This window comes from Pontibacter sp. GD7, from assembly GCF_058216375.1.
Genome location: NZ_JBYZMP010000006.1, coordinates 313,461 through 337,490 on the forward strand (window position 1 = coordinate 313,461; position 24,030 = coordinate 337,490).

Annotated in this window: 19 protein-coding genes; 13 read left to right on the forward strand and 6 right to left on the reverse strand. The window is 47.2% G+C overall.

Features of this window, described 5'->3' with window-relative positions; all coding sequences use genetic code 11:
* Nucleotides 1–47 precede the first annotated feature (47 nt).
* Entirely contained in the window at nucleotides 48–935 is an 888-nt protein-coding gene (locus tag AC4BAP_RS12015; RefSeq protein WP_490582897.1) for a ChaN family lipoprotein, read from the forward strand.
* A 954-nt stretch (nucleotides 936–1,889) separates the two neighbouring features.
* Here AC4BAP_RS12015 and AC4BAP_RS12020 read toward each other — a convergent pair.
* A complete protein-coding gene (locus AC4BAP_RS12020) occupies nucleotides 1,890–2,237 on the reverse strand; it encodes a HesB/IscA family protein (protein WP_490582898.1) in 348 nt (115 codons plus the stop codon).
* Between the two features lie 160 nt (nucleotides 2,238–2,397).
* Here AC4BAP_RS12020 and AC4BAP_RS12025 point away from each other — a divergent pair, with 160 nt between their 5' ends.
* Nucleotides 2,398–2,931: a DUF7935 family protein gene (locus AC4BAP_RS12025; protein WP_490582899.1), complete on the forward strand. Its 534-nt coding sequence runs from the start codon at nucleotides 2,398–2,400 to the stop codon at nucleotides 2,929–2,931.
* Between the two features lie 128 nt (nucleotides 2,932–3,059).
* On the opposite strand, the gene serA is transcribed toward AC4BAP_RS12025, so the two are convergent.
* The 3 genes from serA to AC4BAP_RS12040 all read right to left on the reverse strand — a co-directional run bounded on the left by serA (nucleotide 3,060) and on the right by AC4BAP_RS12040 (nucleotide 9,195).
* Nucleotides 3,060–4,952, reverse strand: a complete 1,893-nt coding sequence (gene serA, locus AC4BAP_RS12030) for a phosphoglycerate dehydrogenase (protein ID WP_490582900.1) — start codon at nucleotides 4,950–4,952, stop codon at nucleotides 3,060–3,062.
* Nucleotides 4,953–5,059: 107 nt separating this feature from the next.
* Entirely contained in the window at nucleotides 5,060–6,196 is a 1,137-nt protein-coding gene (gene bshA / locus AC4BAP_RS12035) for an N-acetyl-alpha-D-glucosaminyl L-malate synthase BshA (RefSeq protein ID WP_490582901.1), read from the reverse strand.
* A gap of 74 nt (nucleotides 6,197–6,270) precedes the next feature.
* Nucleotides 6,271–9,195 (reverse strand): serine hydrolase domain-containing protein, encoded by a 2,925-nt coding sequence (locus AC4BAP_RS12040; protein WP_490582902.1) that lies wholly within the window; start codon nucleotides 9,193–9,195, stop codon nucleotides 6,271–6,273.
* Nucleotides 9,196–9,657: 462 nt separating this feature from the next.
* Here AC4BAP_RS12040 and mutL point away from each other — a divergent pair, with 462 nt between their 5' ends.
* From mutL to AC4BAP_RS12055, 3 genes are all read left to right on the forward strand, one after another.
* Entirely contained in the window at nucleotides 9,658–11,514 is a 1,857-nt protein-coding gene (mutL, locus tag AC4BAP_RS12045) for a DNA mismatch repair endonuclease MutL (RefSeq protein WP_490582903.1), read from the forward strand.
* Between the two features lie 136 nt (nucleotides 11,515–11,650).
* On the forward strand, nucleotides 11,651–12,436 hold the full coding sequence (locus tag AC4BAP_RS12050) for a rhomboid family intramembrane serine protease (RefSeq protein ID WP_490582904.1): 786 nt from the start codon (nucleotides 11,651–11,653) through the stop codon (nucleotides 12,434–12,436).
* 6 nt (nucleotides 12,437–12,442) lie between these two features.
* A complete protein-coding gene (locus tag AC4BAP_RS12055) occupies nucleotides 12,443–13,348 on the forward strand; it encodes a rhomboid family intramembrane serine protease (RefSeq protein ID WP_490582905.1) in 906 nt (301 codons plus the stop codon).
* A 470-nt stretch (nucleotides 13,349–13,818) separates the two neighbouring features.
* On the opposite strand, the gene mdh is transcribed toward AC4BAP_RS12055, so the two are convergent.
* Both mdh and tilS read right to left on the reverse strand, forming a co-directional pair.
* Nucleotides 13,819–14,760 carry a malate dehydrogenase gene (gene mdh, locus AC4BAP_RS12060; protein ID WP_490582906.1) on the reverse strand — a complete coding sequence of 314 codons (942 nt, stop codon included), beginning with the start codon at nucleotides 14,758–14,760 and terminating at the stop codon, nucleotides 13,819–13,821.
* Between the two features lie 208 nt (nucleotides 14,761–14,968).
* Nucleotides 14,969–16,300 carry a tRNA lysidine(34) synthetase TilS gene (tilS, locus tag AC4BAP_RS12065; RefSeq protein ID WP_490582907.1) on the reverse strand — a complete coding sequence of 444 codons (1,332 nt, stop codon included), beginning with the start codon at nucleotides 16,298–16,300 and terminating at the stop codon, nucleotides 14,969–14,971.
* A gap of 159 nt (nucleotides 16,301–16,459) precedes the next feature.
* Here tilS and AC4BAP_RS12070 point away from each other — a divergent pair, with 159 nt between their 5' ends.
* From AC4BAP_RS12070 to recN, 8 genes are all read left to right on the forward strand, one after another.
* Nucleotides 16,460–18,130, forward strand: coding sequence for an OstA-like protein (locus AC4BAP_RS12070; protein ID WP_490582908.1), 1,671 nt, complete (start codon nucleotides 16,460–16,462; stop codon nucleotides 18,128–18,130).
* Nucleotides 18,131–18,221: 91 nt separating this feature from the next.
* Nucleotides 18,222–19,052: an outer membrane protein assembly factor BamD gene (locus tag AC4BAP_RS12075; RefSeq protein WP_490582909.1), complete on the forward strand. Its 831-nt coding sequence runs from the start codon at nucleotides 18,222–18,224 to the stop codon at nucleotides 19,050–19,052.
* A 9-nt stretch (nucleotides 19,053–19,061) separates the two neighbouring features.
* On the forward strand, nucleotides 19,062–19,391 hold the full coding sequence (locus AC4BAP_RS12080; RefSeq protein ID WP_490582910.1) for a DNA-directed RNA polymerase subunit omega: 330 nt from the start codon (nucleotides 19,062–19,064) through the stop codon (nucleotides 19,389–19,391).
* A 9-nt stretch (nucleotides 19,392–19,400) separates the two neighbouring features.
* Nucleotides 19,401–19,961, forward strand: a complete 561-nt coding sequence (locus AC4BAP_RS12085; RefSeq protein ID WP_490582911.1) for a flavoprotein — start codon at nucleotides 19,401–19,403, stop codon at nucleotides 19,959–19,961.
* The gene (gene coaBC / locus AC4BAP_RS12090; protein ID WP_490582912.1) at nucleotides 19,942–20,604 is read left to right on the forward strand and encodes a bifunctional phosphopantothenoylcysteine decarboxylase/phosphopantothenate--cysteine ligase CoaBC; all 663 of its coding nucleotides are present in this window, start codon (nucleotides 19,942–19,944) and stop codon (nucleotides 20,602–20,604) included. Before AC4BAP_RS12085 ends, coaBC begins: the two co-directional genes overlap by 20 nt.
* Entirely contained in the window at nucleotides 20,597–21,502 is a 906-nt protein-coding gene (gene porD / locus AC4BAP_RS12095; protein WP_490582913.1) for a type IX secretion system protein PorD, read from the forward strand. Before coaBC ends, porD begins: the two co-directional genes overlap by 8 nt.
* A gap of 74 nt (nucleotides 21,503–21,576) precedes the next feature.
* On the forward strand, nucleotides 21,577–21,807 hold the full coding sequence (locus AC4BAP_RS12100) for a hypothetical protein (protein WP_490582914.1): 231 nt from the start codon (nucleotides 21,577–21,579) through the stop codon (nucleotides 21,805–21,807).
* 412 nt (nucleotides 21,808–22,219) lie between these two features.
* A complete protein-coding gene (recN, locus tag AC4BAP_RS12105) occupies nucleotides 22,220–23,899 on the forward strand; it encodes a DNA repair protein RecN (protein ID WP_490582915.1) in 1,680 nt (559 codons plus the stop codon).
* The last annotated feature ends 131 nt before the right edge of the window (nucleotides 23,900–24,030 follow it).

Consider the following 24,030-nt stretch of genomic DNA (forward strand, 5'->3'; position numbering starts at 1 on the left):
CAAAGAGTACCGGCTTTTTTGTATCTTGAAGTATAAACTATACTTTGATGAAAAAGATTATACCTACACTTGTCCTTGCCCTGATCATGACTGCCTTAACTGTTTCTGCTCAAAATAAAGATAAGCCTGCTTACCAGCTTTACACGAAGAGTGGCAAAAGTATAAAGTATGGCAAAATGCTGGAAGATCTGGAAGAGGCTGAGGTAGTGTTGTTCGGAGAGCAGCACAACGACCCGATTGCTCACTGGCTGCAGCTGGAGGTAGCAAAGGACCTGCATAAAAAGCATAGCCTGAATCTGGCGCTGGGTGCCGAGATGTTTGAGGCTGACGTGCAGCTTGTGCTGAATGAATACCTGTCAGGGTTGATACCAGAAAATAATTTTGAGCAGGAATCGCGCATCTGGACAAACTATAAAACAGACTACAAGCCCTTGGTGCGCTATGCCAAAGACAATAACCTGATTTTTGCAGCTACCAACGTGCCACGCCGTTATGCTGCCGCTGTAGCAGCCGGAAGCCTTACCGCACTGGATAACCTGAGCGCTGATGCCAAAAGATACATGGCCCCCTTGCCAATTTCGGTTGATGCAGAGTTGCCGGGTTATAAAAACATGCTGGCTATGTTCGGAAGCAGTGCCCACAGTAACTCAAAGGCAAAAAATATTGTGCAGGCCCAGGCTTTAAAAGACGCCACCATGGCGCATTTTATACTTGGCCAGTTAAGCAATGGCAAAAAAGTACTGCACTTTAACGGTGCTTACCACTCCGATAATTTCGAAGGCATCGGCTGGTACCTAAAGCAGGCCCGCCCTGCTCTCAAAGCAAAGACCATCACCACTGTGCAGCAGGACGACCTGGATAAACTTTCGGATGAGCACAAAGGTAAAGCCGATTTTATACTTGTAGTACCGTCAAGTATGACGAGAACGTATTAGGAGTTTGGAAGTTTAAGAGTTGGAGAGTTTAAGAGGTATAACTTACTGTTTCTTGTTATCATGTTATACTTCTGGTACAGGCCTATTGCGAGGTTTTGCGAAGTATAGGGTAGGGTAAGGTTTTACCTTCCAAGCTAAACCTCGGTTTCTGACTGCTATTGCAACTGCCATGAACTATGCTGCCATTTCTCTGCCTTTTTATCTAGTTTATTCTAATCCCAAGTCTTAATCATTTTATTGTTCTACATCTAACTTTGGTGCGCTCAAGGCCGCGGGGCCTCGCCTTCGGGCATCGCGCTGTGTATCTGAAGCTGCCTCCGCTCTGCTTTGGCTGCCTCGCTTCGCTCAGCACCGCAACAGCTACAAGGCGCTCTTTATCGAGGGCCCCTTCCCCCACCCAAAGGCTGGGATCGACACTTTTTATTCAGCGGCTGTTGCTACTATGAAGCAAAGTATAAATCCCGATTTGTAGGGACAGGTCGTGACCCAATGCCGTCAACTTAAGGAAAATGCTCTTTCGGACTTCTCAGTCCGGAAGCTTTCTGACGGGGATTTCCTAATCCCCGTGTTACTGTAATGCGCGGACTAGGAAGTCCACAGCAGAAAAAGATTCGGACAAGGATGTCCGAATCAGCTGTACAAAATTCTTAAGTTGGCGGCATTGGGTCATTACCTGTCCGATGAATGGCGTCCGCAATAAAACTTATACTTCGCTACATTAAAGGCAGAGATTCCCCTCTTGAGAGGGGTTAAGGGGTGTGTTAATCGTATGCTGAAACGCCTCTCCTCGGCTAAGCAATAATCCCGGACTTGATTCGCGAGTAGCAGGGGAAGTTGAACCTGTTAAAAAGAAAAACTTAAAAATCCATTTAATCCCCTTAATCACCGGTCTAAAATAACAAAGCCCGGCAATACTGCCAGGCTTTGCCTTTCTAAAGAGAAAGAAGGTGTTTTTTATGCTGAGAAAGAGCTGCCGCAACCGCAGGTGCTCTTAGCCTGTGGGTTATTGAACACAAAACCACGGGCATTTAAGCCATCCTGAAAATCAACCTCCATGCCAAGCACATACATCGCGTGCTTTTTATCCATGATCAGGTCAACGCCTTCCATATGAAAGATCTCATCAGAATCTTTTGGTTTATCAAAGCCCAGCAAGTATGACATACCAGAACAGCCACCGCCCTGCACACCAACGCGCAAACCGTATTCTGCTGGTACATTCTTTTCTTGTAGTATATTTTTAACTTCCGCTAAAGCTCTTTCCGTTAGAGTGATAGGTGCAGTTTTAGTTTCTGTTGCCATAGTATAAGCTATTCGTTATTTGTAGCCACAAACTTACACAATTCTTATTAATTATGCTTGTGGTGCGATGTTCTATAAAGGTAACAGGCAAAGCGTATAAATGATTCATGTGTATTAGATTAAATTTTTACGATATTTATAGCCAAACCAGTAAACAGAAATGGAAGAAGCAGTCATCTTTATCATAGACCTACTTAAAATATCTTTACCAGCCCTGATCGTGGCCGGAGCCATGTATTTCCTGGTAAAAAAATACTTTGAGCGCGACTATAAAATCCGCCTGTTGGAGTTACGCAAAAAGAACTCTGAAACTGTTTTGCCTATCAGGCTGCAAGCCTATGAGCGTATTGTGCTGCTGCTGGAGCGTATTACGCCAAGCAACATGCTGTTGCGCGTAGGCGCTTCTGGGCAAACTGCCGCAGAGTATCACCGTTTGTTGCTAGCCGAGATACGCAGTGAATTCAACCACAACATGTCGCAGCAGGTGTACATGACGGAGCAGGCCTGGCAACAGGTAAAGCATGCCCGCGAGGAAGTGGTTAATCTGATCAACAGAACATACAAGGACCTTCCGGAAGACGCGCGCGGTACAGATCTGGCAAAGAAAGTTTTGGAAACTGTACTCGCCTCCGAAACTGACCCAACTGCACGCGCTATCAGCTATGTGAAGCAGGAGATAGGGCAGGTGTTTTGAGTTTGGGAGTTAAAGAGTTTAGGAGTTAATGAGTCTAGGGAGTTGAAATAATCCAGACTTCTTAGTTGATGCATGCATTGTGTGCTGTCTGAATTAGGGCAGCCATTATTTATGCCGTCAGGTTACACTTAGTACAATATCCTGAACTTGATCGTGTGCGGGATTTTCTTCAACTCACTTACCACCTGCTTGTCATACGCTTTGTCGATGTCGGTGATCACGTAGCCGATCTGCTCATTGGTTTTAAGGTATTGCCCAAGTATGTTTACTTCGTTGCTTGCCAGCGCATTGTTGATATTTGCCAGCACGCCTGGCACGTTGGCGTGAATGTGAATAAGGCGATGGGCATCTTTAAGCTCAGGCAGCTGTATGTTCGGGAAGTTCACGCTTTGGTAAGTGTTGCCGGTGTTGATGTACTGCATGATCCGGTTAGGTACGAAGCGTGCTATATTTTCTTGCGCTTCGGTGGTGCTGCCGCCAATGTGCGGGGTAAGTATAACGTTGGGTAAACCGCGAAGTTCGTTCACAAATTGCTCGTCGTTGGTGGCTGGCTCGTATGGGAAAACATCTACTGCAGCGCCACCCAGTTTCCCGGATTTTAGTGCCTCAACCAGTGCCGGAATCTCGACTACATGACCACGGCTCAGGTTCAGAAAAATAGCTCCGGATTTCATGGCATCAAACTCAGCTTTGCCAAACAGGTTAGTGTTGCCTGGGCTGCCATCCACATGCAGCGTTACAAAATCGGCTAACTGTAGCAACTCGTGCATTGACTCGCATTTTCGGGCATTGCCCAACTGCAGTTTCTCTACCACATCATAATAGTATACCTGCATGCCCATGGCCTCGGCCAGCACAGAAAGCTGCGCACCAATGTTTCCATAACCCACTATGCCCAGTTTCTTGTCGCGCACTTCTACGCTACCCGCAGCAGACTTATCCCATACGCCCTGGTGCATTTTCATACTTTTATCGAAGATCCTGCGTGAGAGCATAATGATTTCGCCCAAAGCCAACTCTACTACGCTGCGGGTATTGCTGAAGGGTGCATTAAAGACTGTGATACCTGCTTTAAGACAGGCGTCCAGGTCTACCTGGTTGGTACCGATGCAGAAAGCGCCAATGCTCATCAGGCGATTGGCACATTCTAAAACTTTGGCTGTTACCTGCGTCTTGGACCTGATACCAAGTATGGATACGTTCTTTATGCGTTCGCAGAGCTCTTCTTCGCTTAATGCCCCGGGTATGGTTTCGATCTGGTAACCTTCTGCCTTAAACAGGTCTACAGCGTTGGGGTGTATGTTCTCAAGCAGCAATACTTTGATCCGGTTTTTGGGATAAGAGATCACCATCGGCAGCTTGTTCTGATACAGGAATTCTTCCAGTGTTGGGGCCACGTGCTCTGCTTTTTCTACAACTTTGTCGCGGACCACATTCTCTGTAAAAGCGTAGAACTTGTTAGCCAGGCCGGCTTCCTTTATTTCGTAGTCCGTATAGCCGTCTCCGACTACATAGACATCACCGCTCAAACCCAATTGGTCTAGTAGCTTTATCTTGCCTTTATCCTGGCACAATACGTTATTTTTGTCGAAGCCTGTAATATTGCCCTGCGCATCAAACTCAAACGTGTTGGCGTGCACATTTTCCTCTTTTATACCATAAGGCGATACAATGGGCACGATAAATTCTTTAAACCCACTCGATACGATCAGTATTTGGTCGGCATACTCTTCAAAGAAAGCTTTATTACGATGAACAGAGTCTGATACTTTATCCTGAAGTATAGTAATGAGCTCCTGTATATGCTGCCGGTTGGCCTGTAGCAGTTGCAGTCTTTTGTTCAGGCTTTCAGAAAATGAACCGGTCCCGTCCATGGCACTGTTGGTAAGCTCCTTTACCTGTTGCAGAATCTTATCTTTATCAGGTTTATCCCGAAGCGATATTTCCCCCAACTCATCCAATGCCTCCACTTTGGTAAAGGTACTGTCGAAATCAAGTATAAAATATTTGTCTTTGTTCATAGCAGCAGGCTTAAAGTATAAACAGGGGTTCTCTGATTAAATATAAGTATAAAAAAACCGTATGCATCAGGATACATACGGTTTAAATCGGAAGAGGCTTGAAAAAATTAGAGCAAAGCCAGCTGCTCATCTATAATTTTCTGGTAGAACTGCTCATACTTTGGTACGATCTTACTGATGTCGAAATCCTGTGCTCTCTCCAAAGCCTTAGCCTTAAAACGTGGCAGATTATCATCGTCCAGTATGGTAAGGGAGTTCTGTACCATTTCGCCTACAGCACCAACCGGGCTGGTAAAACCGGTTACACCGTCTATATTTAGCTCCGGTATACCGCCAGCATCAGAAGAAATGACCGGAACCTCGCAGGCCATAGCCTCCAAGGCTGCTAAACCAAAGCTTTCTTTTTCAGACGGCATCAGGAACAGGTCTGCTATTGACAATACTTCCTCAACGGCATCCAGCTTACCTAAAAAGCGCACATCGTTGCAGATTTTGAGTTCACGGCAAAGCTTCTCCATTTTAGGACGTTCCGGACCATCACCAACCAATAATAACTTACTAGGGATATGCTCGCGTACCTGTGCAAAAATATGGATCACATCTTCCACGCGTTTTACCGACCTGAAATTAGAGGTATGTACCATTAGTTTTTCGTTGTTGGGGCTAATGGCCATCCGGAAATGCTCTTTTTTCTGGCGTCGGAATTTCTCGAGGTTGATAAAGTTCGGGATTACCTCAATGTCTTTCTCAATCTGGAAGTACTCGTATGTCTCGGTGCGAAGGCTGTCCGATACGGCCGTTACCCCATCCGACTGATTGATACTGAACGTTACCACCGGCTCAAAGGAGGCATCTTTCCCTACCAATGTGATGTCGGTGCCATGCAGGGTAGTGATAACGGGTATATTAATGCCTTTGGTGCGCAGAATCTGCTTGGCCATGTAGGCGGCTGATGCATGCGGTATGGCATAATGCACGTGCAGCACATCAAGCTTCTCGAACTGTACGATGTCTACCATTTTGCTGGCCAGCGCCAGCTCATAAGGCGGATACTGGAAAAGCGGGTAAGTAGGAATATATACTTCGTGGTAAAAGAGGTTCTCGTTGAAGACATCGAGGCGGGCAGGCTGGCTGTAGGTGATAAAGTGAACTTTATGGCCTTTAAGAGCGAGTTCTTTGCCAAGCTCTGTGGCTACCACCCCGCTACCGCCAAAGGTAGGGTAACAAACTATTCCGATTCTCATAGTTGCGCGTGCTGTGTAAATAACAAGTGCAGCCCATATAAAGTGGCTGCACCTGCTAAACTACACAATATCTTTTATGTTTTAGGAATTATCGCTTTATATATCACATCATGTATACGGGTCCGGATGTTATAGGTAACGAGTTTATTATTACCTGCATCCGGGTAAACCCTGTTAGACAAGAAAATGTAGATCAGGTTATTCTCCGGGTCTACCCATGCGCCGGTACCGGTAAAGCCAGTATGGCCAAAGGTGCTCTGCGATGCCATGCTGGATGTAGGGCCTCCGCTTTCCGGCTCTGGCTTATCCCAACCCAGGCCACGGCGGCTGTCTTTAAACTGTTTTCTGGAGAACTCTGTCACCACCGGCGTGTTAAAAAACCTGTGTCCGCCATAGTTACCGTTCTGCAGGTTCATTTGTAAAAGTATGGCCAGGTCGTTTGCGTTAGAGAACAGGCCTGCATGCCCTGCCACACCACCCATCATGGCCGCGCCCTGGTCGTGCACGCTTCCCCAAAGCAGGTTATGACGGAAGTACTTGTCGTCCTCTGTTGGGGCAATTACTTCCTGCCTGTGCTTTAAAAGTGGCTTGTAGGTCATGGTGCTCAGGCCAAGCGGCGCATAAAAGTTCTGGTCCATAAACTCGTCCAGTGGCTGGTTCAGCATGCGCTCTACCAAGCGCTTCAGCACGTAAAAGTCCAGGTCGCTATACTTATACTCGTAGCCTTTGCCGTCTTTGCGCGGTGGCAGCATTTTCGATTTTACCGTCCAGGTCCATAGCGAGTCTTCCATACTTCTAATGGAGTAAAAGCCTGGTACTACCTCGTTGGTATAAATGTCGTTCTGGCGACTGGCATAGAACAGTTTCTTAGTTTCTACAGATTTAAGCGTAGTTTGCCAGGCAGGTAAACCTGCTTGTAAGCCAGCCTGGTGCGCCAGTACATCACGTACAACAATGTTTTGTTTGTTAGTGCCTTTCAGCTCAGGCAGGTAAGCAGAAACTTTTGCATCGAGGTTGATCTTTCCCTGGTCTTTCAGGAACATGATAGCCTGCAAGGTAGCCGCCACTTTGGTTATAGAGGCAATATCGTAAACGGTGCTGTTGGTTACAGGCTTGGTCTTGTCGTAAGTATGGTAGCCATAAGATTTGTTGAAAATTACAGTGCCATCTTTTACAACCAGTACTTGTGCACCCGGGGTAGCTGCATAGGCAATTGCTTCGCGGGCAATATTGTCTATCTGGTTCAGCACTTTGGAGTCCATGCCCACGCTCTCCGGCACGCCATACTTTAAACGGCCCAGCGATCTGGTGGCTACACCTGTGCCGAGCTTAAACTTAGAGGAGGCCGTAACAGGAAGTTTTCCGTTTGCCGGTCTGGCTCCAAATATCACCTGCGGCACCAGCGATTGCGCCACCGGGTTGTCTTCGTAACCGCAAAGCAGCCAGTTTGTGTTCTCAAAGTATTTCAGGCTATAGGCATTGCCCATTACAGCAACTATAACCCTCTTGTCGGTGCGCTCCTGCAGGTACTGTATAAAGGCTCTTGTGCCCACACCAATGCCATAGTCTTTGGCTGGCGTTGAATTCATGTTATGGATACTTACCACCACCACATTATGGTCCTTTAGCTTAGGTATGATCCGGGCAAAGGATGAGTCGGGTGCAAAGCGATCCGAAATAGAGAACTTGGTTACCGGGGCATAGTACCCGAGTGTTTCCTGAAATTTGTTAACATCAGTTACACCAATGGCCACCGATGCAATATTCAGGGTATCCAGGGAGCGAAAAGGCAGCAGGCTGCTTTTGTTTTGCACTACCGTAACGGCATGGTCGTAGAGTTGCTCCTGCACTACAGAGCTAACAGGGCGTTCTATTTCATCCTGCAGGTTTTCCAGGGCAACTGGTTTGGTATTGTTCAAGCCTGCCCAGTATTTGGTATGTAATATTTTGCGCACATGATGGTCAATTTCATCCTGTGTTATTTGTCCGGCTGTTACAGCTGCCTTTATTCTTTTTATTGCCACCGGAACATCTTCCGGAAAAAGCAAAACATCGTTTCCTGCCATCAGCGCTTTCAGGTCCACCTCACCAGGCTTGTAATATTTGCTTACGCCTTTCATGTTCAGGGCATCGGTAAACACAAGACCTTTGTAGCGCATTTTCTCCTGCAGCAAACCAGTTACAAGCGGTTTGGAAAGGGTAGTGGCCAAATTGCGTGTGCTGTCGATTTTGGGCATGTACAGGTGCGCTACCATAACACCCATCACACCAGCCTCAAATGATTTATGGAAAGGGTAAAGCTCAACCTCTGTCAGGCGCTTCATGTCGTGTGGTACTATTGGCAAGGCGTGGTGCGAGTCCACGTCAGTGTCGCCGTGGCCCGGGAAATGCTTGGCTACAGCCACAACGCCGTGGTCCTGCAGGCCCCGGATATAGGCAATACCCCTGCGGGTAACTTCCTCTTTAGACTCTCCGAAAGAGCGGTTTCCGATCACAGGGTTCTTGGCGTTCACGTTTACATCCAGCACCGGCGAGAAGCTTACATTCACCCCCAGGCGCTTCATCTTCAAGGCGATCTCACGGCCCATCAGGTAAACATACTTTTCGTCGCTCATGGCGCCCAGCGTCATCTGGCGCGCAAACTGCATGGTGCTGTCCAAGCGCATCCCGAGGCCCCATTCCGCGTCCATGGCAATAAGCATGGGCACCTTGGCCTGGCCCTGAAAGCGGTTGGTAAGTTTTGCCTGGCGCACCGGGCCTCCCTGCATAAACATGACACCTCCGATACCATAGCGGCTCACCAGGGTGTCTATCTCACGGAAGTGCTTTTCGGTTTTATTGGAATAGGCAGCTACCATAAATAGCTGCCCTATGCGTTGCTCGGGAGTAAGAGATACCATAACGCTATCGACCCAGCTTTGCTCCCTGGTACTCACTACGATGCTGTCTGATGACTTTAAAGACATCAGCGGCCCCATACCAAGAAAAACTACGATCAATAACCCTAAGCTAAAACTCTTCAACATCCTCTGCTTCTATTTTTTTATTAATTGGAACAAGTTAAAATTAAGCCTAATTTTGCAATAGACGGTTCAGAAAAACAGGCAACTATTCAAAGTTATGCCTTAGGCTAATAGCTGATCGGAGAGAAAGGCGAAATCCTAAATGCCAGCCTGCAGCTTTCGTGGCACCAAGAGTAGCAGCCTGTAATTATGCTAACGCCACCAGCCCTTTCTCCGATACAGAAATCGGCTTCTTTTTTAAGAAATCGATCATTCATCCGTACCTTTTAGCATTTTTCAGAACGTCTCTAATAAATCAGTCTGTAAATTAGTAATAAATTTTGGTGCTAATAAGTTCTGTTTTTCCATATAAATAAAAGCAAAAATATTACCGAAATTTGTTAAAAGCCTGATTTAGAGAAAAAAATATATAGTAATCAAGTATATTCAGACTACCGGATGCCCGACATCATACACTTACTGCCCGATTTTCTTGCCAACCAGATTGCCGCTGGCGAAGTGGTGCAGCGGCCAGCCTCCGTTGTAAAAGAACTGCTGGAAAACGCCATTGATGCCAGGGCTACCAACATACAGCTTATCGTAAAGGAGGCAGGCAAGCAGCTTATCCAACTGGTAGACAACGGTATCGGCATGTCTGAGACAGATGCTCGTATGTGTTTTGAGCGCCATGCTACTTCTAAGATCAGTACCACCGAGGATCTGTTCAGAATCCGGACGATGGGCTTTAGGGGAGAGGCCATGGCTTCGATCGGCGCTGTTGCCCAGGTAGAGCTCAAGACTAAGCCTAAGGGAGCTGAAACCGGCACAAAACTTTTGGTAGAAGGTTCTGCCGTTGTGTTGCAGGAGCCCGTTGCCACCCCTGAGGGTACCTCTATTGCAGTAAAAAACCTGTTTTATAACGTACCGGCCCGCCGCAATTTCCTGAAGTCGAATGCGGTGGAGATGCGCCACATACTTGATGAGTTTCAGAGAGTGGCGTTGGCCTACCCAGACGTGGCTTTTAGCCTGTACCATAACGACGTGGAGGTGTTTAACCTGCCGCCTGCCAAACTTAGCCAGCGCATTGTGGGCATACTTGGCAGCAACTATAAAGAGCAGATGGCTTATTGCGAAGAGGACACGCCTTTCCTGACAGTGAAGGGCTATGTGGGTAAGCCGGAGCATGCCAAGAAAACACGCGGCGAGCAATTCTTCTTCGTGAACAACCGCTTCGTGAAGAGCGGTTACCTGAACCATGCCGTTACTACTGCCTTTGAAGGCCTGTTACCCAAAGACAGCCATCCATTCTATGTGTTGTTCATAGAGCTTGAGCCGGAAAAAATCGATATAAACGTACACCCGACCAAAACAGAGATCAAGTTCGAGGACGAGAAAACGGTGTATGCCATTGTGCATGCTGCTGTAAAGAAAGCCCTGGGAGCTTACAACATTGCGCCTTCGTTAGATTTTGACGGGGATGTGAACTTTGCGCCTTTGCAGCCTATACGCTTGCAGGGCGGTTTTAACGAGTTCGATACGGAAAGTAAACCATCGGCAGGGGGAGGGAGTACCTCTTTCCCGGGATTTACGCCGCCTGCCCCGGCCAGAAGGGCAACCTCTAAGGGCTGGGAGCAGCTATACGAGCCAATGCGCCAGGAGCCGGTACAGGAAGGTCGTGTAAGTGCGGCCTCGTCAGGGATGGGCCTTTTGGATGAAGCTTTTGCAGTAGAGTCTCCGGGAACGGGTTCGGCCAACAAGGCCATTCAGATACATCAGAAATACTTGTTGGTGCAGGTTAAATCCGGAATGATGATCGTTGACCAACAGGCGGCGCAGGAGCGTATACTTTACGAAAAATATATTGGCTCGCTGCAAAAGAAAACCGGAGCCTCGCAGGCTTTGCTATTCCCGCAGACGATCGAGCTCTCTGCCGCCGATGCCATACTTGTAAAAGAACTTGCCTCTGAGTTTAAGGCGATGGGTTTTCAGTTCGAGGACTTCGGAGGTAACACGATCATATTGAACGGGATACCAGCCGACGTGCACGCTGCCAATGAGAAGGAATTGTTGGAAGAACTGGTAGAGCAGTATAAAAACAATTTGGCTACCTTAAAGCTTGATAAAAGGGAAAACCTGGCACGGGCTATGGCCAAACGCATGGCTTCACGCTCACTGGCACGCATGACGGATCTGGAAATGAATTCGCTTGTAGATAAGCTGTTTGCATGCCAGGTACCTAACTATACGCCGGGTGGGCAGAAGACCTTGGTTATTATGGAGCTGAGCCAGTTGCACGACCTCTTTCAGAAGGGGTAAGTTAATTGCTAAATTGTTGATGGTTTAATTGTTTTGTCTGAAGTATAAACTAGTAATTCCCGGTAACAACTTAAAACAAAAGTATAAGTATGAATTAAGCTTGCTTATACCTATACTTTCAAAATAAAAAAATCGCATGTTCAATATCACCCCCATGGTCAGGAATCTCCTGATCATAAATGTGGTCATTTATATACTTCAGGACAGGCTGTTCCCGACAGGACAGTTTGCCTTGTACCACTTTGGCTCTGAGTTTTTTCAGCCTATACAGCTGTTTACGCACATGTTTCTACATAGCACCCAAACATGGGGACATATTTTCAGCAACATGTTCAGCTTGTTCATCTTCGGGCCATTGCTGGAGCGTTTCTGGGGGCCGCAGCGCTTCCTGGCGTTTTACCTGATCACAGGACTTGGCGCCAGTTTACTTTATTCCGGAGTAAGGGCATACGAGTTAAAGGAAGTTCGCGAAGACGCAGCTACCTATATTGAGAATCCGACACCGATGGGGTTCTACAATTTTCTGGAGGATCATTTTGAGGGCAGGTACCAGCGGCAGTTTGTCGTAGAATACAGACGTAACCCTGATAGCGAATTATACATTGAGGAAAGTAAAAGCGCCGTTAAGGAAGTATACAACGAGTTGCTGAACGTGCCTATGCTGGGTGCCTCCGGCGCCGTATTCGGTATATTGATGGCCTTTGGATTGTTGTTTCCGAATTTAGAACTGATGCTGCTGTTCTTGCCGATACCTATAAAAGCAAAATACTTTGTGCTCATGTATGGTGCGTTTGAGTTGTATGCCGGGTTTAACCGCATGCCCGGCGATAACGTAGCACACTTTGCGCACCTTGGCGGCATGCTGTTCGCGTATATACTTATAAAAATGTGGCAACGCAGCGATTACCAGGACAACTACTAACGACTAATGAGTATTCTCGAAGATATAAAGCACTCTTTTAAGCAGCCAAACAACACACTTAAGCAGCTCATCCTGATTAATGTGATCGTGTTTGTAGTGCTGATTATTACGCGTACGATTCTGGTACTGACAGGAGGCGCCGGCGTTTACAATATGCTGATGAAATTCATCGCGCTTAATTCGGAGCCCTTGGTTTTCATCACGCGCCCCTGGACGCTGCTTAGCTACGCCTTTACCCATGAGGGATTTCTGCACATTATATTTAACCTGCTTAACCTTTACTGGTTTGGTCAATTGATCAGGGAGTACCTGGGAGAGCGCAAACTCTTAAGCCTTTATATTCTGGGTGGCATTGCTGGTGGCGCCTTGTATATGCTAAGCTATAACCTTATCCCATACTTTGCCGATAGGGCTGCCGTTTCGTTTATGATAGGTGCTTCGGCAAGTGTGCTGGCTATAGTAGTGGCTGCCGCTACGTTGCTCCCGAATTATACTTTCAACCTTATCCTGATCGGGCCAATTCGCATTAAGTATATCGCTGCTTTTTTGGTGCTGCTTTCTATTTCCGGTGCCGTAGGCGACAATGCAGGCGGTAACATTGCCCACCTGGGCGGAGCCTTTATTGGCTGGCTGTTTGTAAAGCAGCTGCAGCGCGGCAACGACATGGGCCGGCCTATACTTGCCGTTACCGATTTCTTTGCCAACCTTTTCAAGAGCAGGCCAAAATTAAAGGTAACGCACCGTACCACAAATACTTTTTCTAATGGCCGAAAGCCAACTACCAGCCAGCCTGGCGGCAAGCCAAGCCAGAAAGAGATAGATCTTATTCTCGATAAAATCTCCAGCTCCGGTTACGAGAGTTTGTCAAAGGAAGAGAAGCAGAAGCTTTTCCAGGCAAGCCAGAAGGAGTAGATAAGAACCTACCTCATTAAAAGAACATTAGCCAGTCCTGCTTAGGTTGGCTTTTTTGTTTGGTAGCACCGGATCCAACCACCCCTAGCCCCTCCTTGTCTAAGGCGGGGAATTTTTACTTACTGTTTCAAATGTCATCTCTAAAGTAACTAGAATGTATTTTGTAGGGACAGGTCGCGACCTGTCCGAGGGTTGGCCGCAGCAATGAAACTTATACTTTAACTAAAGTTATAGCAGATTCCCCTCCTTAGACAATCGAGAACGAGAGTTCGAAGATTGCGAGCGCAGCTCTGAGGGGCTAGGGGTGGTTGGACCCGGTGCTGCAGATAAATCCTATAAATCCATTCAAGCCAATTAATCTGCGGTCAATAATCTTTTAAATCAATAAAATCCCCTTAATCACCGGTCAAATAAAAAACGGCGCCCCGTTTCCGAAGCGCCGCTTTAAATCAATAAGTATACTTTAGAAATTAAGCTTTGGCAGCGTTGATGTTGTCAAGCGCGTCCATTACTTCTTTCACGTGACCACGAGATGTCTCAAGCAGCTGCTTCTCATCTTCGTTCAGGTCAAGCTCGATAATTCTTTCGATACCGTTTTTGCCAAGGATAACTGGTACACCTAAATATACGCCGTCGATGCCGTACTCGCCTTCCAGTTTCACACAAACCGGGAATACACGACGCTGGTCACGAACGATAGCCTCTACCATCTGGGCAGCTGCTGAACCTGGTGCATACCATGCAGAAGTACCCATTAGTTTCACAAGCTCGCCACCGCCATTCTTTGTGCGCTCTACGATTGCGTTCAGTGTATCCTCGTCGATAAGTTCTGTTACCGGGATACCACCAACTGTAGTGTAACGCGGAAGTGGAACCATTGTGTCGCCGTGGCCACCCATCAATACAGCCTGGATATCTTTAGGAGATACATTCAGGGCCTCAGCAAGGAAAGCTCTGTAACGTGCAGTGTCCAGGATACCAGCCATACCCATTACTCTTGTGCGAGGCAGCTTAGAAGTAATGTGTGCAGCGTAAGTCATCACATCAAGTGGGTTAGAAACCACAATGATGATGGCGTTAGGAGAATGCTTAACGATGTTCTCAGTTACTGAAGTAACGATGCCCGCGTTTGTAGAAATAAGGTCGTCGCGGGTCATGCCTGGCTTGCGTGGCAAACCAGAAGTAATCACAACTACATCAGAGTCAGCTGTCTTGCTGTAATCGTTTGTTACGCCAACAGTGCGCGTGTCGTACAGGTTGATTGGGGCTTTTTGCCAGATATCAAGCGCTTTGCCCTCAGCAAAACCTTCTTTAATATCCACTAAAACTACTTCGTTCGCGATTTCGCGGTAAGCTAAAACGTCAGCGCATGTAGCACCCACGTTACCAGCTCCAACTACAGTTACTTTCATTATCGGATATGCTTTATTTTGTTTGAGATTCGGTTACTTCCGTAAAATTAGGAAAATCTATTTGAAAACCGTTGGTTTTCGGACAAAAGACACAAGACATAAGATTAAAGACTTATTAATTTTTTTGAAGAAAAACTTATCTTTTAATCCTCCGCATAAGTTAGTGTTATTCCTTAAGTATAAGTGGGAAAGTCCTGTGTCTTATGTCTTAAATCTTGTGTCCAACAGAAATCTCCACCACCCTTTCCGTCTTGTCTGTTACCTTAAACCGGTTGTCCAGGCGTTGGTTTACTACCCAGGCAATGGACTGGTCGGATACTAATACTAAGGTTTGGGGTTTAAGGTTGGCCGGTACTTTCTTGTCGATCAGGAAATCGCTGATCTTCTTTTTGCCGTTCATGCCTAATGGCACAAACCAATCTCCTTCCTGCCAGGTGCGCAGCTTCAGCGGGAATTTTAATTGATCGGCATCAAGTGCGGCCACATGCGGTTTGGTATTCAGTTTATACTTGTCGGCATCCACATACTTAAGCTTAAAGTATAAATTGCCAGCCTCAACCTCCGTGTCACCGTCGTTTATAAGTATACTTCCGAAACTGCTTAGGTTGCGCGGCGTTATCACCAGTTGGTCACGGTCTTTTACCAACGTATGCGTTGGGGAATCAAATTGCTTACCCGAAATACCCTCCAATGCCTCTACCAGCTCCAACACAACGGTGTAGCTAAAGTTAAACGGACGTAGCAGCTCATGCAGTACTACCGGCAGGCCAGTGGCGTTCTGTAGCGGCACCAGCGACACATACCAGGCGTTTTCGGCCTCTTTTATACTTTGCTCGCGCAGGTTCTCGATGTAAGCGGCAACTATACTTTCGGCATGACTCACACGCTCGGCGGTTTGCTGCATGGTTTCCTCCAGGCTTGGGTTTATTTCCTTCAATACCGGAATCACCTCATGCCTGATTTTGTTACGCTGATACTTGGTGGTTTCGTTGGACACATCTTCGCGCCAGATCAGTTTACGCTCCGTCACATATTCATAGATGTCGTCTTTGGTGACGGTGAGCATAGGCCTGATGATGTGGCCGTTTTTAGCCGGAATGCCGTGAAGTCCTGCGATGCCGGTGCCTCTGGTCAGGTGCAGCAATATGGTTTCGGCCAGATCGTTACTGTGGTGTGCCGTTGCAATATAGTCGTAGCCCTGTTGCTGGCGCACTTGCTCAAACCATAGGTAGCGCAATGTGCGTGCCGCCATCTGTATCGAGAGCTTCTCCTGCTCAGCAAAAGCGAGGGTATTAAAGTTCTCGGTAAAGAACGGCACATCGTATTGTTTGGCAAGCTTTTTGGCAAATAGCTGGTCGGCTTCTGCGTCTTCGGCGCGCAGGCCAAAGTTGCAGTGTGCGATGGCAAAATCATACTTTAGCTGGTGCAGTACTTCGCAGAGTACCACCGAGTCAATGCCGCCACTAACGGCCGCTAAAATTTTATTGCCGGGCTGGCAAAGGTTTTGCGATTCTATAAAACCTGAAACTTTCTGTAGCATAAAGCAGCGGCTGGTAATTTTTTTATAATTTTGAAATTAGAAAAGACATAAGATTTAAAACACAGGACACAAGATTTCTATGTAAACCTAGGTGCTTGCCTTAAATGATAGTAAAAAGTCTTTTGTCTTACGTCTTGTGTCTTGTATCCATTAAAATAAATGAACTACACAAAATTACTGTTTTCTCTTGTCTTTGCTCTTTTATCTGTTGCAGTTTTTGGACAGGAGCAGCTAAAGCGCCAGCAGCCTGTAAAGCAGCAGACGCAGCAGTTGCCTAAACAACAACCCAAGCCACAGCAACAGGGCGGCAAGGTAGAGCTTCAGGGTGCTGACTCGCTGGTTGGTGGTATCTTTAACGGGCAGCGGATAAACAAGCTTATTGGTAACGTGAAGTTTAAGCAGCGCGATGCCATACTGCAAGCCGACTCTGTGTATGAGTATAAAGAGCGCAATTTTCTGGAGGCGTTTGGTAATGTACGCATTCAGCAGGCGGATACCGTGACCATGCGCAGCGACAGGGCGACCTATGACGGCAATGCCAGGTTAGCCAAGATGGTAGGTAATGTGGTGATGCAGGACCCGCGCATGACACTTACCACACCCAGCATGGACTACAACCTGAACGAAAAGACGGCGACCTATACCGAGGGTGGTGTGATCGTGGACCCGGAGAACCGACTGGAAAGCCGCCGGGGCTCTTATGATACCCGTTCCAAGATGTATACTTTTCAGCAGGATGTAAAGGTAACTACCAAGGATTATAAGATCACGGCGCAGAACATGCGTTACAACACCCTGAGCAAGATCGTATACTTCCAGGGGCCAACCTTTATCCGGGGCGAGCAGGGTGATCTTTATGCTGAGGAGGGTACTTACAACACCATCACGAAAGTTTCTAATTTCGGCCGAAACGCTTACATCCTCACAAAAGAATACAGGCTAGGCGGCGAAAAGCTATACTATGACCAGGCGAAAGGCTATGGCTTTGCAGAGAAGAACGTGATACTGCGCTCATTGAAAGACGATGTAACGATCAGGGGGCAGGTAGGCCGCTACTGGCGCGACAAAGGCGAGGCCAAAGTATACGGCAGCCCGGTAATGGAATCTATACTTGATAAAGATACGCTGTACCTATCTGCAGATACACTGTACTCGAGGGAAGCCAAGGCCGGAAGAATGAAAAGTATGGTTTTCGCTTATCCCAATGTTAAGATCTTTAAATCTGACCTGCAGGGCAAAGCCGACTCGCTGAGCTACAACCGCACCGACTCTGTGATGCACCTGAACCGCAAACCAGTGCTGTGGAGCGATAACAGCCAGCTGGTATCGGATACCATACACGTGCAGATGCGCAACAAGACCATCGACAGGATGTACATGTACAGCAATGCTTTTATTGCCTCAGAGGATTCCCTTCAAAATTATAACCAGGTAAAAGGCCGTAATATGGTGGCTTATTTCCAGGAAGGCGACCTGCGCAGGGTTAATGTTAATGGCAACGGTGAGAGCTTATACTTTGCGCTGGAAGGAGATAGTACCCTTACCGGCATGAACAAGGCGATCTGCAGCAACATGGTGTTGAAATTCGGGGATAATAAACTGAAGACAATCTCGTTCTTGGTGAAGCCTGATGCCAGCTTTATTCCTCCGCATGAGTTAAACGATGCAGACAGAAGGCTGGAAGGATTTGACTGGATGTCTGGCCTGAGGCCAACCAAAAAGGATGTGTTTGCGGCGCGGATTCCTGCCAAGCCCAAAACCACTACTCAGCCTAAAAAAAGCACCACCGCCAAGCCAGGCACTAAAAAGCCGGTGAAGCGTGGCCAGTAAAAAGTAAAAAAAGTATGCTTGCAGCCGGATTGCGCCGGTCTGGTATTTCTATCTTGTAAATCACATAGATATTCTATAATTTTGCCCGTTCATGAAGAGAGGCTTTTTACATACCGTCGTTTTAGCAGGCTTGTTGCTGGTTGTTACCGGCTGCAGCAATTTTCAGAAGCTATTGAAGAGCAACGACGTTGATAAGAAATACAAAGCTGCCCTGGAGTATTACCAGAAAGAGGACTACTACCGCGCCAACCAGCTACTGGAGCAGGTATCGCCGTTGCTTACTGGTAGCGAAGAGGCAGAGCAGGCTAAGTTTTACCTGGCAGATACGTACTACGAGCTAGGGGATTACCTGCTGGCTGACTTCCATTTCAGAACGTTTTACCAGACATACCCGCGTAGCCCCTTAGCGGAGCAGGCGATGTATAACCAGGCGCTTTCGCTGTATAACCAGTCTCCAAGCTTTGATCAGGACCAGACCACAACGGTAACGGCAATTGAGGCACTGCAGGAGTTTCTGGTGCGTTACCCGACAAGTGACCGCACGAAGGAGGCAAACGAGTTGATAGACGAGCTGCTTACCAAACTGGATAAGAAGTCTTTCGATAATGCCCGTTTATACTACCAGCTGCGCTACTGGAAGTCTGCTGTAGTGGCCTTCGATAATTTCCAGAAAGAGCATGCGTCATCTCCTTTTAGTGAGGAGGCCGCTTACCTGAAACTGGACGCCCAGTACCGCTACGCACAGGAAAGCGTGCCAAGCAAACAGGAGGAACGTTACCAGCAGGCTGTGGAGTACTACCAAAGCTTCATCGATCAGTATCCTGACAGCAAGTTTACCCGTAATGCCCTGCAAGTATACGAGAACACACTGGCAGAGCTGGATAAGATCAACAAACAAAAAAAAACACAAGCAAATTCTTAAGATAAATATATGGCATCAGTTCCATCATCAATCGTAACCCGCAACATGGCCGACTTCGCAAACGAGACTGGCAACGTGTACATGTCTGTGGCTGTGATTTCTAAAAGAGCAAATCAGATTGCAGTTAAGCTTAAAGAGGAGTTGAACTCTAAATTGGCTGAGTTTGCAACAACTGTAGATAACCTGGAGGAAGTGTTTGAGAACCGTGAGCAGATCGAGATCTCTAAATACTATGAGCGTCTTCCGAAGCCTACCAGCCTGGCTATCGAAGAGTTCCTGGAAGGTAAAGTATATTTGCGTACTCCAGACGAGGAATCTTCAGAGGAGATTTCCCTGTAATACAGGAATATGCTCCGGCATAAAAAGATCATACTGGGAGTTTGCGGAAGTATAGCTGCCTACAAAGCAGCCATACTCGTACGCCAACTCGTTAAAGCAGAAGCAGAAGTGCAGGTTATCCTGACCACTTCTGCTTCTGAGTTTATTACCCCTCTTACCCTGGCCACTCTCTCCAAAAGGCCGGTATATACGCAGTTTGTAAAAGACGACACCGGCGTATGGACAAACCACGTGGACCTTGGCCTTTGGGCCGATGTCATGGTGGTGGCGCCGGCAAGTGCGAACACTGTTGCCAAAATGGCTAACGGGTTTTGCGATAACCTCCTTACAGCCACTTACCTGTCTGCACGCTGTCCTGTGTTTGTGGCCCCGGCCATGGATCTGGATATGTATCAGCACCCATCGGTTCAGGGAAATTTTACGAAGCTGCGCGGCTATGGCAACCGTATCATAGAAGCTGGTTATGGCGAACTGGCTAGCGGACTGGTAGGGCAGGGGCGTATGGCTGAGCCAAAAGAGATTGTTCAAGTGCTAGAAAACTTCTTTGCAGGTGACCGAAAAATCGTTTAAAGGCAAAACAGTAGTATTAACGGCAGGCCCAACACACGAGCCGATTGACCCTGTGCGTTTTATCGGGAACCACTCTACCGGTAAAATGGGTTACGCTTTAGCAGAATGCTTTGCGGCACATGGCGCTAAAGTGCAGTTGGTGTCAGGTCCTGTAAACCTGAAGGCTACACACGAAAGTATAAAGGTAACGCCAGTAACCACTGCCAACGAAATGTATGAAGCCGTTAAGCAGTTTGCGCCTCAGGCTGATATTATAGTGTATGCCGCGGCAGTGGCAGATTACAGACCAAAAGTGGTTGCCGATAAAAAAATCAAAAAAAGCGGCGACGAACTTACGATTGAGCTGGTTAAAAACGTTGACATAGCAGCGGCACTGGGCAAGGAGAAAAAAGAAGGCCAGTTTTCGGTAGGCTTTGCCCTGGAAACGCACAACGAAAGCGCCAACGCCCGCGAAAAGCTGCAGAAAAAGAACCTGGACATGATCGTGTTGAACTCATTGAACGATCCGGGGGCTGGCTTTAAGCACGATACAAACAAAGTAACGATTATTGAAAAAGACGCTACTACTGCCTTTGAGCTAAAGCAGAAAACAGAAGTAGCGCAGGATATAGTAAACCTGATCTGGGAAAGAACACATGGTTAAGAACATACTTGTTTTGCTGGTAATTTGCCTGACGGCCTGGAATGTAAATGCCCAGGAGCTGCAGTGTGATGTGGTAGTTAACAGCGAACAAGTACAGTATACCGACAAGCAATTGTTCACGGACATGCAGACACGCATTTTCGAGTTTATGAACAACCGCCGCTGGATCGACCAGGCTTACCGCCCCGAAGAAAGAATAAAGTGCCGTTTGCTTATTAACCTGACGGAAATGCCTGAGATAGGCGTATTTAAAGCCAACGTGCAGGTGGTATCGGTGAGGCCGGCCTATGGCACAGGCTACGAGTCCACGCTTTTCTCATTCATTGATAAAGACTGGACTTTCCAGTTCAACACCGCCCAGCCACTCGATTTTGCTGAGAACAGCTATACTTCCAATCTTTCTTCCATGCTGGCATTTTATGCTTACATGATCATCGGTATGGATAATGACAGCTTCGGCCGTTTGGGTGGTGCCCCTGCTTTTGATAAGGCCCGGGGTATACTAAACCTTGCCGCATCGCAGGGGGCAGGTTACCAGGGCTGGAAAGCTTTTGATAGCAACCGCAACCGTTACTGGCTGATAGACAACATGCAGGACCCGCAGTTTTTGCCGTTCCGCGAAGGGCTTTACAACATGCACCGCCAGGGCCTTGACATTATGGTTGAAAACCCGGAGAAGGCTAGGCAGTCTGTGTTGACAGTGCTGGAGAGTGTACAGCGTCTGCAGCAACAAAAACCAAACTCAGCAGCGGTGCGCTCTTTCTTCGATGCCAAGGCCGATGAACTGGTAAACATGTTTAAAAATGCAGCCCCTGCGCAAAAGCAACAGGCCTATACGTTACTTTCCCAAACAGACCCCACCAACAACAGCAAATACGAAGTTTTGCTAAAACGCTAAAATTTTTAGAATTCCGCTAAAAGGGTGTAACTTCACAGCCGTAGAACTCACTGCCAGATTTTATACTTTATACTATGGGCAAACGCCAGGTCCGTATCTTTCAAAAAGATCTAGAGAAACGCTTACCCGAAGTGCTGCAGCAACCTGTGGTGCAGGTGGTGCTGCGCAATAAAACTGTGTTAGCAGGCTCATTGTCAGATACAAGTGCAGGCGGTTTGCAGCTTAAGGATTTCCGGTTTCATAAACATGAGTTTACTCTGGAAGAGGTGGAGGAGATCATCTACGATATTGAAGCACCTTATTAAAGTATACTTTAGTTGCCTCATCTTAATCTTATCTCCCCATTCTGTCATCCAGAAGGGATCTTGGTAGAAGGGAGGTTAAGCTAGTGAGATTAGTAAAACAGATTCCCTGATTGATAACTTATACTTTGACAGCTTTACGGCTTGCTGGTGAAAACACGCAGCAAGGGCAGGCAGTTAAAGTTCTGATTAAAATATTTAATAGTTTATAAAACAAGCCATTGTTGGTGATATCACCAACAATTTATACTTTGGCTGCTACCCGGCTTGTTGGTGAGAACATACAACAAGGGTAGGCGATATAAATTCGGATTTAACTATACTTCCACTACATCAAAAATATTTACAGAAATACCGAACTTTAGCATAGGCAAAAAGTCTTACATCTTATGTCTATAGTCTTGAGTCTACATTTATGCTGATAGATCTTAAAATAAAAAACTACGCCCTGATCGAGAAGCTGGAGATGAACCCTTCTCCGGTGCTGAACATCATTACAGGCGAAACAGGTGCTGGTAAATCCATTATGCTGGGGGCCATCGGGTTGCTATTGGGTAACCGTGCCGACTCCAAGCTGCTCTTCGACCAGGAACAGAAATGTGTGATTGAGGGTGTGTTTGATATTTCGTCTTACAACCTGAAGGAGATTTTTACGGCTGAGGACCTGGACTATGATGATCAGTGTATACTTCGCCGGGAGATTAGCCCAAGCGGTAAGTCGCGTGCTTTTGTAAACGATACTCCGGTTACGCTTGATGTGATCCGAAAGATAGGGGAGAACCTGATGGATATCCACTCGCAGCATGACACGCTTCAGTTAGGAGACACCAGTTATCAGCTTAACATCCTGGACGTGTATGCCGGTAACACCTCTTTAGATATTTACGCTGGCAACCTGTCTTACCTGAAAGACTACCACGACACTTACCGCAAGTATAAAAAGCTGGAATCGGATTATCGTAAACTTGAAGACCAGTTAGCCCAGGCGCAAAAAGAACTCGACTACCATACTTTCCTGCTGAACGAACTGGAGGAGGCAAACCTACAGGAGAACGAGCAGGAAGAACTGGAAAATGAATTGAAGCAGCTGGAGAATGCTGAAGATATAAAAGTAAAGCTAACCCAGGCTGTGCAGTACCTGACGGAGTCGGAGTTTAACATCACGTCGGCTTTAAAAGACACAGCACACCTGATCGGGCAACTGGCAGCTTTCTCTCCAAAGTATGACGAGCTGCGTACCCGCACCGAAAGCTGCATGATAGAGTTGAACGATATTGCCGGTGAGTTAGAGGATGCAGAGCGCAAAACTGAGGCAGACCCGGAGCGAACCGTAGAGGTGCAGGAACGCCTGAACATGATCTATACTTTGCAGCGCAAGCATCAGGTACAGACAAATGCAGAACTTATCGAAATACAGCGCGACCTGGAAGGCAAAGTAGGCAGTGTACTTAACCTGGATTCTGCAATTGCCAGCACTAAAAAAGCGATGGAAGCAGCTAAGAAAGAGGTTTTGGCCAAAGCAGCTATACTTTCAGAACGCCGTAAATCATCGTTTGGCCAGTTTGAGCAGGAGCTTTATAGTTTGCTTGCAGAGCTTGGCATGCCGAATGCCCGCATTGTAATTCAGCACGCCGATACCACACCGTCTGCCACGGGTACCGACGAGATAAGTATACTTTTCAGTGCCAATAAAGGTGCACAGCCGCAATCTTTGGTAAAGGCTGCTTCAGGCGGTGAGTTCTCAAGGTTGATGCTTAGTGTAAAGTATATGCTGGCAGATAAAACTGCGTTACCAACTATTGTTTTTGACGAGATCGATACGGGTATTTCTGGAGAAGTAGCCGTGAAAGTGGGTAAGATGATGCAGCAGATGGCGCAGAAGCACCAGATCATTGCTATCTCGCACCTTCCACAGATTGCCGCACAGGGCAATGCCCATTATTTTGTGTACAAGCATGATACTGAGGACCGCACCATCAGCCGAATTAAGAAGTTAAACGAGGAAGAACGTGTGAACGAGATAGCACATATGATAGCCGGTGCCAACCCAAGTGCCAATGCCTATCAAAGTGCAAAGGAGTTACTGTCGATGTAAGACCTCCCCCAAACATGAATCATCCCGAACTTTTTAACCTAGAGTAATAGCTAAGTTCGTCGAAGAGGTTGGCCAGTGCCAATCGGATGCGGTAAAGCGGCGTGGGAGTGTTCCTGCACCGCTTTCCTGTT

Excerpts from the sequence above, each read along its gene's own strand:
- recN (WP_490582915.1), top strand. The coding sequence starts at position 22,220 with ATGCTGATAGATCTTAAAATAAAAAACTACGCCCTGATCGAGAAGCTG.
- AC4BAP_RS12075 (WP_490582909.1), top strand. The coding sequence starts at position 18,222 with ATGAAGAGAGGCTTTTTACATACCGTCGTTTTAGCAGGCTTGTTGCTG.
- AC4BAP_RS12080 (WP_490582910.1), top strand. The coding sequence starts at position 19,062 with ATGGCATCAGTTCCATCATCAATCGTAACCCGCAACATGGCCGACTTC.
- serA (WP_490582900.1), bottom strand. The coding sequence starts at position 4,952 with ATGAACAAAGACAAATATTTTATACTTGATTTCGACAGTACCTTTACC.
- bshA (WP_490582901.1), bottom strand. The coding sequence starts at position 6,196 with ATGAGAATCGGAATAGTTTGTTACCCTACCTTTGGCGGTAGCGGGGTG.
- AC4BAP_RS12100 (WP_490582914.1), top strand. The coding sequence starts at position 21,577 with ATGGGCAAACGCCAGGTCCGTATCTTTCAAAAAGATCTAGAGAAACGC.
- AC4BAP_RS12050 (WP_490582904.1), top strand. The coding sequence starts at position 11,651 with ATGTTCAATATCACCCCCATGGTCAGGAATCTCCTGATCATAAATGTG.
- mdh (WP_490582906.1), bottom strand. The coding sequence starts at position 14,760 with ATGAAAGTAACTGTAGTTGGAGCTGGTAACGTGGGTGCTACATGCGCT.
- AC4BAP_RS12070 (WP_490582908.1), top strand. The coding sequence starts at position 16,460 with ATGAACTACACAAAATTACTGTTTTCTCTTGTCTTTGCTCTTTTATCT.
- tilS (WP_490582907.1), bottom strand. The coding sequence starts at position 16,300 with ATGCTACAGAAAGTTTCAGGTTTTATAGAATCGCAAAACCTTTGCCAG.
- AC4BAP_RS12015 (WP_490582897.1), top strand. The coding sequence starts at position 48 with ATGAAAAAGATTATACCTACACTTGTCCTTGCCCTGATCATGACTGCC.
- mutL (WP_490582903.1), top strand. The coding sequence starts at position 9,658 with ATGCCCGACATCATACACTTACTGCCCGATTTTCTTGCCAACCAGATT.
- AC4BAP_RS12020 (WP_490582898.1), bottom strand. The coding sequence starts at position 2,237 with ATGGCAACAGAAACTAAAACTGCACCTATCACTCTAACGGAAAGAGCT.
- AC4BAP_RS12025 (WP_490582899.1), top strand. The coding sequence starts at position 2,398 with ATGGAAGAAGCAGTCATCTTTATCATAGACCTACTTAAAATATCTTTA.
- porD (WP_490582913.1), top strand. The coding sequence starts at position 20,597 with ATGGTTAAGAACATACTTGTTTTGCTGGTAATTTGCCTGACGGCCTGG.
- AC4BAP_RS12085 (WP_490582911.1), top strand. The coding sequence starts at position 19,401 with ATGCTCCGGCATAAAAAGATCATACTGGGAGTTTGCGGAAGTATAGCT.
- AC4BAP_RS12055 (WP_490582905.1), top strand. The coding sequence starts at position 12,443 with ATGAGTATTCTCGAAGATATAAAGCACTCTTTTAAGCAGCCAAACAAC.